At 68.8% G+C, this 6,404-nt stretch carries 7 protein-coding genes; 5 read left to right on the forward strand and 2 right to left on the reverse strand.

Features of this window, described 5'->3' with window-relative positions; translation table 11 throughout:
• A partial coding sequence (locus N878_RS10375) for an NTP transferase domain-containing protein (protein WP_021443592.1) occupies positions 1-438 on the forward strand: 438 nt, incomplete at its 5' end.
• On the opposite strand, the gene N878_RS10380 is transcribed toward N878_RS10375, so the two are convergent.
• Positions 435-1,325: a LysR family transcriptional regulator gene (locus N878_RS10380; RefSeq protein WP_021443593.1), complete on the reverse strand. Its 891-nt coding sequence runs from the start codon at positions 1,323-1,325 to the stop codon at positions 435-437. The genes N878_RS10375 and N878_RS10380 overlap by 4 nt on opposite strands.
• Before the next feature lie 104 nt (positions 1,326-1,429).
• Here N878_RS10380 and N878_RS10385 point away from each other — a divergent pair, with 104 nt between their 5' ends.
• The 4 genes from N878_RS10385 to N878_RS10400 all read left to right on the forward strand — a co-directional run bounded on the left by N878_RS10385 (position 1,430) and on the right by N878_RS10400 (position 5,675).
• Entirely contained in the window at positions 1,430-2,128 is a 699-nt protein-coding gene (locus N878_RS10385; protein ID WP_021443594.1) for a CoA transferase subunit A, read from the forward strand.
• Positions 2,129-2,140: 12 nt separating this feature from the next.
• On the forward strand, positions 2,141-2,797 hold the full coding sequence (locus N878_RS10390; protein WP_021443595.1) for a CoA transferase subunit B: 657 nt from the start codon (positions 2,141-2,143) through the stop codon (positions 2,795-2,797).
• A 180-nt stretch (positions 2,798-2,977) separates the two neighbouring features.
• The gene (locus N878_RS10395) at positions 2,978-4,156 is read left to right on the forward strand and encodes an acetyl-CoA C-acetyltransferase (protein WP_021443596.1); all 1,179 of its coding nucleotides are present in this window, start codon (positions 2,978-2,980) and stop codon (positions 4,154-4,156) included.
• 175 nt (positions 4,157-4,331) lie between these two features.
• On the forward strand, positions 4,332-5,675 hold the full coding sequence (locus N878_RS10400) for a short-chain fatty acid transporter (RefSeq protein WP_021443597.1): 1,344 nt from the start codon (positions 4,332-4,334) through the stop codon (positions 5,673-5,675).
• A 35-nt stretch (positions 5,676-5,710) separates the two neighbouring features.
• On the opposite strand, the gene N878_RS10405 is transcribed toward N878_RS10400, so the two are convergent.
• On the reverse strand, positions 5,711-6,404 hold a 694-nt coding region (locus tag N878_RS10405; RefSeq protein WP_031302997.1), incomplete at its 5' end, for a LuxR C-terminal-related transcriptional regulator.

Below are 6,404 nucleotides of genomic sequence, written 5' to 3' on the forward strand. Positions count from 1 at the left end.
GGTGTGGCTGGTGCTGCGCCCGGCGAGACGCCCGCCGAGCTGGGGCTGCCGGCATCCGTGCGCATCGTCCAGGACCCGGCCAGCGCCCAGGGCATGGGCCATAGCCTGGCCGCCGGGGCGCGGCGCCTGCTGGCCGAATCGTCGGCGCAGGCCGTGGCGATCTTTCTCGCCGATATGCCGCGGATTCGCCGCGACAGCCTCGACGCCCTGCTGGCGCAAGCCGACGCCGAGTGCATCCTGCTGCCGAGCTATGGCGGCAGCCGCGGCCATCCGGTGCTGTTCGGCCGCCGCTTCTGGCCGCAGCTCGCCGCCCTGAGCGGCGACACGGGCGCCAAGTCGGTCATCCAGCAGCACCCGGGCGCGGTGCGGATCGTCGAGCTGGACGATCCGGGTCTGGTGCTGGATGTCGACACCGCCGAGGACTGGCGCCGCCTCTAAGCCTCGGCCCCCGCCTGGCGCATCAGCGTCTCGCTCAGCGCCTGGGCGGCGCGGGACAGCTGGTGCCCTGCCAGGTGCAGCAGGCCGACGCGGCGGGCGACCTGCGGCTCGCGCAGCGGCAGGCAGCGCGCGCCCAACTCCTCCATCTGCCGCCGGCACAGGCTGGGCACCGCGCTGACGCCCAGGCCCTCGGCGACCATGCGCCCCACCGTCACCAACTGATGGCTCTCGAAGGCCACCGGCAGCTTGCCGTGCGTGGCGATGACGCTGTCCTCCAGCAGCAGGCGCACCGCCGAGGGCCGCTGCAGGGTGATGAAGGGCTGTTCCAGCAGCTGCGCCCAGCTCAGCTCGGCGCAGGCGGCCAGGGCGCTGGCGGCCGGCACCACGGCGACGAAGCGGTCGTCGTACAGCGCGGTGAATTGCAGGCCGTCGAGGGTCGCCGGCTCGAAGGCGATGCCCAGCTCGACGCGGCGATCGCGCACCATCTCCAGCACCTGCTCGTTGATCACGTCGTGCACCGTCACCCCCACCCGCGGATGGGCGTCGCGGAAGGCGCGCAGCGCCGCCGGCAGGCGGTTGCCGGCGAACGAGGGCATGGCCGCCACCGCCACCCTGCCCAGCTGCAGGCTGAAGTGCTGGCGCAGCAGGTCCTCGGCGTTGTCCCAGTCGGCCAGCAGGCGCACGGCGATCGGCAGCAGGGTCTCGCCCTCGGGGGTCAGCGCCACGCTGCGGGTGGTGCGCACCAGCAACTGGCCGCCGAGCGACTCCTCCAGGTTCTTGATCGCCAGGCTCAGCGCCGGTTGCGACAGGTGCAGGCGTTCGCAGGCCTGGGCGAAGCTCAGGTTCTGCGCCACGGCGAGGAAGGCGCGCAGCTGCTTGACGGTCATTGATTTGCTTACCTGATTAATTCAGAGGAAAAACAAACTTAACAAATCACTCCCCAGAGCTGAAGCTTGGCCTCACCCCGGATAACAACAAGAGGCACCCCGAGATGAGCGGACTCGACAAGCGCGTCGGCAGCTATGAAGAAGCCCTGGACGGCCTGCAGGACGGCATGACCGTGCTGGCCGGCGGCTTCGGCCTGTGCGGTATCCCCGAAAACCTGATCAAAGAGATCCGCCGCCGCGGCGTGCGCGACCTCACCGTGGTGTCCAACAACTGCGGCGTCGACGGTTTCGGTCTCGGCGTGCTGCTGGAAGACCGGCAGATCCGCAAGATGGTCGCCTCCTACGTCGGCGAGAACGCGCTGTTCGAGCAGCAGCTGCTGTCCGGCGAGCTGGAAGTCGAACTGACCCCGCAGGGCAGCCTGGCCGAGAAGCTGCGCGCCGGCGGCGCCGGCATCCCCGCCTTCTTCACCGCCACCGGCTACGGTACCCCGGTCGCCGAGGGCAAGGAGGCGCGCGAGATCAACGGCCGCCACTACATCCTCGAGCCGGCCATCACCGGCGACTTCGCCATCGTCAAGGGCTGGAAGGCCGACCACTTCGGCAACGTGGTCTATCGCCACACCGCGCAGAACTTCAACCCGGTGGTGGCCACCGCCGGACGCATCACCGTGGTCGAGGTGGAGGAGATAGTCGAGCCCGGCGAGCTGGACCCGACGCAGATCCACACCCCCGGCATCTACGTCGACCGGCTGATCTGCGGCAGCTTCGAAAAACGCATCGAAAAACGCACCCTGCGCGCCTGAGGAGAGACGACCATGGCTTTGACCCGTGAACAGATGGCCCAGCGCGTCGCCCGCGAATTGCAGGACGGCTACTACGTCAACCTCGGCATCGGCATCCCCACCCTGGTGGCCAACTACGTGCCCGAGGGTATGCAGGTGATGCTGCAGTCGGAGAACGGCCTGCTCGGCATGGGCGCCTTCCCGACGGAAGCCGAGGTCGACGCCGATATGATCAACGCCGGCAAGCAGACCGTCACCGCGGTCAAGGGCGCATCGATCTTCAGCTCGGCCGAGTCCTTCGCCATGATCCGCGGCGGCCACGTCGACCTGACCGTGCTCGGCGCCTTCGAGGTGGACGTGCGCGGCAACATCGCCTCGTGGATGATCCCCGGCAAGCTGGTCAAGGGCATGGGCGGCGCCATGGACCTGGTGGCCGGCGCCGACAACATCATCGTCACCATGACCCACGCCTCCAAGGACGGCGAGTCCAAGCTGCTGGAGCACTGCAGCCTGCCGCTGACCGGCTGCGGCTGCATCCGCAAGGTGCTGACCGACCTGGCCTACCTGGAAATCGAGAACAACGCCTTCGTCCTGCGCGAACGCGCGCCGGGGGTGAGCGTCGAGGAAATCGTCGCCAAGACCGCCGGCAAGCTGATCGTCCCCGACCACGTGCCGGAAATGAGCTTCTAAGTTGTCTACCGTCTCGAAGGCGCCACCACGCACGGCGTCTTCGGGGCGTTTTTAGTTCGGCCAGATGGGGCTTGTGGCAGAGGCTTTAGCCGCGACTGGAAACTCGCCGCTAAAGCGCCTCCCACGGCTCTGGTATCGCACTGCAGCGTGGAGCGATTCGCTCTCGCCTAGGAGTCAAGCATGCAAGACGTCGTCATAGTCGCCGCCACCCGCACTGCCATCGGCAGCTTCCAGGGCAGCCTGGCGGAGATTCCCGCGCCCGAGCTCGGCGCCATCGTGATCAAGCGCCTGCTGGAGCAGACCGGCCTCGACGCCGCCCAGGTCGATGAAGTCATCCTCGGCCAGGTGCTCACCGCAGGCTCCGGCCAGAACCCCGCACGCCAGGCGGCGATCCGCGCCGGCCTGCCGCATGCCGTACCGGCCATGACCCTGAACAAGGTCTGCGGCTCGGGTCTGAAGGCCCTGCACCTGGCCGCCCAGGCCATTCGCTGCGGCGACGCCGAGGTGATCATCGCCGGCGGCATGGAGAACATGAGCCTGGCCCCCTACGTGCTGCCGAAAGCCCGTACCGGCCTGCGCATGGGCCACGCCCAGCTGCAGGACAGCATGATCCTGGACGGCCTGTGGGATGCCTTCAACGACTACCATATGGGCATCACCGCGGAGAACCTGGTGGAGAAATACGGGATTTCCCGCGACGCCCAGGACGCCTTCGCCGCCGCCTCGCAATTGAAGGCCTGCACGGCCATCGAGACCGGTCGCTTCGATGCCGAGATCGTTCCGGTGCTGATCCCGCAGCGCAAGGGCGACCCCGTCGCCTTCGCCCGTGACGAGCAGCCGCGCGCCGGCACCACCGCCGAAGCCCTGGCCAAGCTCAAGCCGGCGTTCAAGAAGGACGGCAGCGTCACCGCCGGTAACGCTTCCAGCCTTAACGACGGCGCCGCTGCCGTGCTGCTGATGAGCGCCGAAAAAGCTCAGACCCTCGGCCTGCCGGTGCTGGCCAGGATCAAGGCCTACGCCAATGCCGGCGTCGACCCGGCGATCATGGGCATCGCCCCGGTCTCGGCCACCCGCCGTTGCCTGGACAAGGCCGGCTGGAACCTCGCCGAGCTGGACCTGATCGAAGCCAACGAAGCCTTCGCCGCCCAGGCCCTGGCGGTCGGCCAGGAGCTGGGCTGGGACGCGGCCAAGGTCAACGTCAACGGCGGCGCCATCGCCCTCGGCCATCCCATCGGCGCCTCGGGCTGCCGTGTGCTGGTCAGCCTGCTGCACGAGATGATCCGCCGCGACGCGAAGAAGGGCCTGGCCACCCTGTGCATCGGCGGCGGCCAGGGCGTGGCGCTGGCCATCGAGCGCTAAGCCAAAGCCGTAGCTTGGGTCGAGGGGCGCAGCCCCGAAGCCCAACCAGGCAACGACGATAACCAGCTCGGCCTCGTGCCGGGCTTTGTCATTTCCACCCCAACCCCAGGCTCAGCCAACCTCGCATGCCTGGTCGCCAGCCCCACTTCACAACCATAAAAAAGAGGCGTCATCCATGTTCAACACTCTCACCCGCCTGAGCGTGAGTCTGGTACAGCGCTACCTACCCTCACCCTTCGTGTTCTCCGCGCTGCTGACCCTGGCCGTGCTGGTCGCCGGCATTTCCTCCACCGGCCAGTCGCTGCCGGCCATGGTGCAGCACTGGAGCAGCGGTTTCTGGACCCTGCTCGGTTTCGCCATGCAGATGGCGCTGATCTTCGTCACCGGCCACGCCCTGGCCAGCGCCCCGGTGGTCAACCGCCAGCTCGACCGCCTGGCCAGCCTGGCGCGCACGCCGGGCCAGGCCATCATCATGGTCACCCTGGTGGCGCTGCTCGGCTGCTGGATCAACTGGGGCTTCGGCCTGGTGATCGGCGCCGTGTTCGCCCGCGCCCTGGCGCGCCAGGTGCAAGGCGTGGACTACCCACTGCTGGTGGCCTCGGCCTATTCCGGCTTCCTGGTCTGGCACGGCGGCCTGGCCGGCTCCATCCCGCTGTCCATGGCCACTGGCGGCCCGGATCTGGCGCGCATCACCGCCGGCGTGCTGAGCGAGCCGGTGAGCATCAGCGAGACCCTGTTCAGCCCGCTGAACCTGACCATCGTCATCCTGCTGTTCATCGGCCTGCCGCTGCTCAACCGTGCCATGCACCCGCGCCAGGACGCCAAGGTGGCCGATGCCGCCAAGCTGGTGGAATCCCACGCCCAACTGCCGGAGCGCGAAACCCCGGCGCAGCGCCTGGACGACAGCCGCATCCTCGGCCTGGCGTTGGTGGCCATGGCGGCGATCTACCTGTTCAACCACTTCGCCAGCAAGGGCTTCGTCCTCGGCCTCGACGTGGTGATCGCCATCTTCCTGTTCTGCGGCCTGCTGCTGCACGGCACCCCGGAGCGCTACATGCGCGCGGTGGACGAGAGCGTGCGCGGCATCGGCGGCATCGTCCTGCTGTTTCCCTTCTACGCCGGGATCATGGGCATGATGATGGGCGCCAACGCCGACGGCATCTCCCTCGGCCGGCAGATCACCGAGGCCTTCATCTCCTGGTCGTCGGCCGACACCTTCCCGCTGCTGGCCTTCCTCAGCGCCGGCGTGGTCAACGTCTTCGTGCCGTCCGGCGGCGGCCAGTGGGCGGTGCAGGGGCCGATCATGCTGCCGGCGGCGCAGGCCCTCGGCGTGTCGCCAACCGTCACCGCCATGGCGATCGCCTGGGGCGACGCCTGGACCAACATGATCCAGCCGTTCTGGGCCCTGCCGCTGCTCGGCATCGTCGGCCTCGGCGCGCGCGACATCATGGGCTACTGCCTGATCATGCTGCTGTATTCGGGCGTGGTGATCTGCGGCGCCTTCTACTTCCTCGGCTGACCGCCCTGCCCGCTCGCCGACGCGAGCGGGCCCTCTCAATCGCCCATCAAGCCCCAGGCCTTGGCCATCGCCACCGCCTGGGTGCGGCGCTGCACGCCGAGCTTGACGTTGATCCGCCGTGCATGGGTCTTGACCGTGTGCAGGGAGATGAACAGGCGGTCGGCGATCTCCTGGTTGGAACAGCCCTGGGCGATCAGCTGCAGCACCGCCAGCTCGCGGCCGCTCAAGGGGGCCTCCGCGGCGGCCGCCTCGCCCTCATTCGCAGCCGGCAACGGCAACTCGTCGGCGACGAACCACAGGCCCTGGTAGTTCAGACGCTGACGCAGGGCCTGCCCGGCCTGCCTGGCGCGAGTCGCCGTCGGGGCATCCGTGCAGGCCTCGGCATAGCTCAGCCAGAACTCGCAGGCCAGGGCCTGACGCCCCTCGGCCAGCGCCCGCTCGAGCAGCCGCTGCAGCGCCTCGCCAATGTCGTGGCCCTGGTCCCGATCGAGCAGCAGCAAGAGGTGATGCAGGCGCGGCAACAGGTCGGGAAAGTTGGGCGGCGGTAGCATGACCTGATGCCTGCGCCAGTGTTCGAGCACCCGGGTGAGCGCCTCGCGGGCGCGCTCGTGATGGCCCTGCCACGACCACAGGCGGCTGCTGACGAGCAACAGCACGCCCCGATAGAGCGAATCCGCCACCCCCTGGCGCTGCATCAGGCGCTCGGCCTCGGCCAGGCGGGCGAAGGCC

It is taken from the genome of Pseudomonas sp. EGD-AK9 (genome assembly GCF_000465935.2).
GTDB lineage: Bacteria > Pseudomonadota > Gammaproteobacteria > Pseudomonadales > Pseudomonadaceae > Aquipseudomonas.

Excerpts from the sequence above, each read along its gene's own strand:
- N878_RS10380 (WP_021443593.1), bottom strand. The coding sequence starts at position 1,325 with ATGACCGTCAAGCAGCTGCGCGCCTTCCTCGCCGTGGCGCAGAACCTG.
- N878_RS10385 (WP_021443594.1), top strand. The coding sequence starts at position 1,430 with ATGAGCGGACTCGACAAGCGCGTCGGCAGCTATGAAGAAGCCCTGGAC.
- N878_RS10390 (WP_021443595.1), top strand. The coding sequence starts at position 2,141 with ATGGCTTTGACCCGTGAACAGATGGCCCAGCGCGTCGCCCGCGAATTG.
- N878_RS10395 (WP_021443596.1), top strand. The coding sequence starts at position 2,978 with ATGCAAGACGTCGTCATAGTCGCCGCCACCCGCACTGCCATCGGCAGC.
- N878_RS10400 (WP_021443597.1), top strand. The coding sequence starts at position 4,332 with ATGTTCAACACTCTCACCCGCCTGAGCGTGAGTCTGGTACAGCGCTAC.